Consider the following 4,882-nt stretch of genomic DNA (forward strand, 5'->3'; position numbering starts at 1 on the left):
CATTCATGCGCGAACAGCTTGCCGGTACGGCCGATGCCGCACTGGACCTCGTCGAAGATCAACAGCAGGCCGTGCTGTTCGCACAATTGCCTGAGCCGCTTCAGCGATTGCGTCGGCACCGGGCGGATACCGCCCTCGCCCTGCACCGGCTCGATCAGGATGGCGGCCGTCTCCGGCGTGATCGCCTTTTCGGCGGCGTCGATGTCGTCGAAACCGACCTGATCGAAACCTTCGACCTTGGGGCCGAAGCCCTCGAGATATTTGTACTGGCCGCCGGCCGCGATGGTCGCCAGCGTGCGGCCATGGAAGGCGCCTTCGAAGGTGATGACGCGGAAGCGCTCGGGGTGTCCGTTGACGAACTGGTAGCGGCGCGCCGTCTTGATCGCGCATTCCAGCGCCTCGGCGCCGGAATTGGTGAAGAACACCTTGTCGGCGAAGGTGGCGTCGGCCAGCCGCTCGCCAAGCCGGTTCTGCCCGGGGATCTCGTATAGGTTGGAGACATGCCACAGCTTGGCGGCCTGCTCGGTGAGTGCGGCGACCAGATGCGGATGACTGTGGCCCAGCGAATTGACGGCGATGCCGCCGGCAAAGTCGAGATATCGCTCGCCCTTGTCGGTAATCAGCCATGTGCCTTCCCCGTGGTCGAAGGCCAAGGGTGCGCGAGCAAAGGTCTCGTAAAGCGCCGAACCGCTCATTATATGCGTCTCCGGTACCGGAAAATCAAAAAAGCCGCCAAAGCGGCGGCCTGTGCGGCTTATCCTGTTTTTCGGCCATGAAGTCAACGAAAACGTCGCGTAGTGGCGCGCGGCAAGCCTCCCGACGGGACGCCGGCTCATCAGCGACCGGGCAAGTTGGGGAAAACCGAAAAAACCGATTCGTGTTGCACTTGGGACTCTTGTCACCGAGTCAGCGCATAGAGTAGTTGTAGTCGAGAAATAACTAGATTTCGTGCGGCGGACCTAATCACCAGATATATGTGGTGTCTGCCCCGGCAAATGTTGCCGGGTCGGGAGAAGGATTCCGATTGCCGCACGCTTAGAGGAGCGCGGTCTCATGAACTGGACTGACGAGCGGGTAGAACTCTTGAGAAAACTGTGGTCGGAGGGTCTGAGCGCAAGCCAGATTGCTGCGCAGCTTGGAGGGGTCAGCCGCAACGCGGTCATCGGGAAGGTGCATCGGCTGAAACTGTCGGGCCGCGGACGCTCGACCGCCACACCGGCACGCCAGAAGAAGGCAGCGCAAGGATCGACCGTCCAGAAATCGGTATCACGCGCTGCAACCACGGCACGCCATGTCACGACATCGATCGGCGCGACCGCCTTGCAGACGCAGTTCGACGCCGAACCCGTGGCACGCCATTACATCCGTCCGGTTGAGAATGTCGTGCTGCCGATCTCGCGGCATCTGCAGCTGGTCGAACTGACCGAGCGCACCTGCAAATGGCCGAACGGTGACCCGCTTTCAGAGGACTTCCATTTCTGCGGCAACGAAGCCGCCGAAACCGGACCCTACTGCAAATACCACGCCCGCGTGGCGTTCCAGCCGGCATCGGAGCGGCGGCGGAGTCGCTGAGCGAATAGCGAATAGCGAATAGCGAATAGCGAATAGCGAATAGCGAATAGCGAATAGCGAATAGCGAATAGCGAATAGAAACGGCTTGCCTTCCGTCACAGGAAGCAAGCCGTTTTTGTGTTCGCTATTCGCTACTCCCTATTCGCTATTCGCTCTCTTTCACAGCCAACCGTTCTTCCTGAACCGCCAGTAGAGGAACGTGCAGATCACCGCGATCGCGGTCAGCACCACCGGGTAGCCGTACTCCATCTTCAGTTCCGGCATACTGTCGAAGTTCATGCCGTAGATGCCTGCGAGCGCCGTCGGCACCGCCAGGATGGCGGCCCATGAGGCGAGTTTCTTGGTGTTCGCCGTTTCCTGACTCTGGCCGACTAGGAGGCTGGCCTCGAAAGCGAACGCCAGCACTTCGCGCAGGCTGTCGATCTTCTCCTGGACGGTGCGGATGTGGTCGGTCACGTCGCGGAACAGCGGGTGCATGGCGGTTGTATCTGCGGCAGCTCGGCGCTGGTCAGCCGTCGGCAGACTTCGACCAGCGGAAGCGCGGCATTGCGCAGGCGCAGGAGATCGCGGCGCAGCATATAGAGCCGTTCGATGTCGGGAGCGGTCATCGGCTTCAGCAGAACCTTGTCCTCGATCGCCTCGACTTCGTCCTCGATCTGCTCGAGCACCGGCATGTAATTGTCGACGATGAAATCGAGAATGGCATAGAGGACGAAATCCTCACCCTTGGCCAGCGAGTGCGGGCAGCTTTCCCAGTGCTGACGAACGGCGGCATAGGACGTCGAGGGACCGTGCCTGACGCTGACGATGTAGCCTGAGCCGACGAACAAATGGGTCTCGCCGAAAGTGACCCGACCGTCGATCAACTGCGCCGTGCGGGCGACGATGAACAAGGCGTCGCCATATTGCTCGATCTTCGGCCGCTGGTGCGGGTGCTCGGCATCCTCGATCGCCAACTCATGCAGGTGAAACTGCGCCTGGACGCGCAGCAACAGGTTACGGTCGGGCTCCAAAAGGCCGATCCAGACGACATGACCGGATTTCTTTGCCCATTCGCCGGCTTCCTCGATGGGAATGTCGGCGATGCGGCGCCCCGCCGTGTAGACGCCGCAAGCGATAATGCCGGATATCGGCCCAGGCGCCGGGGTCAGGTTCCGAGCATTTTCCATCACGACCTCCCGGAGCAAATCCACGGGCGAGGATAGAGGCAAAGCCCAGAAAGCTTAGCGTAAATCGGGTGACGGTTCGAGAGGCGCGTTCACTTCACCGGCTGCGTCTCGGAAAGACTGATTTTGTCGGTCTTGTCACCCTTGGGCCGCTCAGCCGGCAACTGATCGCCGGTGACGATGTAATAGATGGTCTCAGCGATGTTGGTGGCGTGATCACCGATACGCTCGATGTTCTTGGCGCAAAACAGCAGATGCGTACAGGGCGTGATGTTGCGCGGATCTTCCATCATGTAGGTCAGCAATTCGCGAAACAGCGATGTGTACATGGCGTCGATCTGGTCGTCACGATCGCGCACGAAGCCGATTTTCTCCACCGAGCGAGACGCGTAGACGTCGAGCACTTCCTTGAGCTGGGTCAACGCCAGGTTGGACAGGGCCTCGAGGCCGCGGAACAGGCTGGTCGGCTGGCGTCCGTCGGTGACGGCGACCACCCGCTTGGCAACGTTCTTGGCGAGATCGCCAACCCGTTCGAGGTCGGCGGAGATGCGAATGGTCCCGACGATCTCGCGCAAATCCGCCGCCATCGGCTGACGCTTGGCAATGATGATGATGGCCTTGTCGTCGATTTCGCGCTGGCCCTCGTCCAGTACGGTATCGTCGCGGATGACCTTCTGGGCAAGGCCTGGGTCGGCATTGACGAGAGCGGTGACCGCCTGTTCGACCATGCGCTCGGCATGACCTCCCATCGCGGCGATGCGCTTCGACAGATATTTCAACTCCTCGTCATAAGCGCTGACGATGTGCACGGACTGCATGGCAAAATGCCTTCCCACGGGGTGTTTTGATTTTGAGTCGTTTCCTCGAATCCCCGCTGATACGCTAGCCGGATGACAGAAAAAAGAAACAGTCCCTTTGAATTAGGGCGATATCAGTGAGTCGGCAAATGAACCGAGAATGCCGCGCCGTTGCCGACTTCGGACTTGATCGAAAGCCGGGCGTTGTGGCGCGTCAGTATATGCTTGACGATCGACAGGCCGAGGCCGGTACCCTTCTGGGTCCGGCTGGTCTCGACGTCGACGCGGTAGAAGCGCTCGGTAATGCGCGGAATGTGCTCCTCGGGAATGCCAGGGCCAAAGTCCCTGATCGTCACGTCGATGCCCGGCTCTGATCCGGCATCGCTATGGGCTATGGATACAACCACCCGCCCACCCGACTGCCCGTATTTGCAGGCGTTTTCCAGGAGGTTCTCGAAAACCTGGAAAAGCTCATCGCGATCGCCAGGCACATGAAGCGGCCCATCGGCGTAGTGCCGCTCGATGGCGACGGCGTTTTCGCTGGCCAGCGGTCCGAGCGAGTCGATAACGCTGTCGACTGTCTGCCGCAGATCCACCTCGGTTCCCGGCTTCAGATAGGGTTTCATCTCGAGCCGCGACAGCGACAACAAATCGTCGATCAGACGCGCCATGCGACCGGTCTGGCTCTGCATGATCTGCAGAAACTGGTCGCGCGCCGCCGCGTCGTTGCGGGCTGGCCCGCGCAGCGTTTCGATAAAGCCGGCGATTGAGGCGAGCGGCGTGCGCAGTTCATGGCTGGCATTGGCAATGAAATCGGCGCGCATGCGGTCGATCCGGCGTGCTTCGCTCTGGTCCTTGAACACCAGCACATAGAGATCGGTGGCGTGACCGACCGAGGACACACTCACCCGGTAGGCCCGTTCGACCGGCAGTTTCTCCATGTAGTCGACGACATCGGAGGCGATATCACCAGATAGTACTCCATCCAGCAGGGTTTGCATCTCCGGCGCCCGGAATTTCAACGACAGCGACATGCCTGGCGCGATGCCGCCGAAGGCGGCGAAGGCGGCGGCGTTGGCATGGACGATGGTGGCGGTCCGGTCGAAGATGATCAGCGGATCGGCGACGGCGGCGGCCAGATATTCACCCGAGAGCCGCTGCAGGCCGATGGCCTCGATGGCAGCGCCGCTGCCGGTGGATTGGCGCGCGCCGGCGGTCGGCAGTATTGCCGCTGCAAGCAGCAACAGCAGCGCCGCGGGGACGACATAGGCTGAAATCCCGGCCAAGGCATAAACAGCGAGAACCGCAACGACGCCGGCCGCAAGCAGCCAGCGGCTATTCCACAGC

4 protein-coding genes and 1 pseudogene are annotated in these 4,882 nt (G+C 61.1%); 1 reads left to right on the plus strand and 4 read right to left on the minus strand.

Annotation, left to right across the window (positions count from 1 at the left end; all coding sequences use genetic code 11):
- A partial coding sequence (locus EN984_RS22850; RefSeq protein WP_127383959.1) for an acetylornithine transaminase occupies nucleotides 1-695 on the minus strand: 695 nt, incomplete at its 3' end.
- Nucleotides 696-1,053: 358 nt separating this feature from the next.
- Here EN984_RS22850 and EN984_RS22855 point away from each other — a divergent pair.
- A complete protein-coding gene (locus tag EN984_RS22855; protein WP_127267146.1) occupies nucleotides 1,054-1,572 on the plus strand; it encodes a GcrA family cell cycle regulator in 519 nt (172 codons plus the stop codon).
- A gap of 159 nt (nucleotides 1,573-1,731) precedes the next feature.
- On the opposite strand, the pseudogene EN984_RS22860 reads toward EN984_RS22855, so the two are convergent.
- The 3 genes and pseudogenes from EN984_RS22860 to EN984_RS22870 all read right to left on the minus strand — a co-directional run bounded on the left by EN984_RS22860 (nucleotide 1,732) and on the right by EN984_RS22870 (nucleotide 4,881).
- Nucleotides 1,732-2,741 (minus strand): annotated as a pseudogene (locus EN984_RS22860) (magnesium and cobalt transport protein CorA).
- Between the two features lie 89 nt (nucleotides 2,742-2,830).
- On the minus strand, nucleotides 2,831-3,556 hold the full coding sequence (gene phoU, locus EN984_RS22865) for a phosphate signaling complex protein PhoU (protein ID WP_013533646.1): 726 nt from the start codon (nucleotides 3,554-3,556) through the stop codon (nucleotides 2,831-2,833).
- A 113-nt stretch (nucleotides 3,557-3,669) separates the two neighbouring features.
- On the minus strand, nucleotides 3,670-4,881 hold the full coding sequence (locus tag EN984_RS22870) for an ATP-binding protein (protein WP_245480102.1): 1,212 nt from the start codon (nucleotides 4,879-4,881) through the stop codon (nucleotides 3,670-3,672).
- Between the last annotated feature and the right edge of the window lies 1 nt (nucleotide 4,882).

It is taken from the genome of Mesorhizobium sp. M7A.F.Ca.CA.004.12.1.1 (genome assembly GCF_003997835.1).
Classification (GTDB): domain Bacteria; phylum Pseudomonadota; class Alphaproteobacteria; order Rhizobiales; family Rhizobiaceae; genus Mesorhizobium.

Coding starts and splice junctions, on each gene's coding strand:
- EN984_RS22855 (WP_127267146.1), top strand. CDS start 1,054: ATGAACTGGACTGACGAGCGGGTAGAACTCTTGAGAAAACTGTGGTCG.
- phoU (WP_013533646.1), bottom strand. CDS start 3,556: ATGCAGTCCGTGCACATCGTCAGCGCTTATGACGAGGAGTTGAAATAT.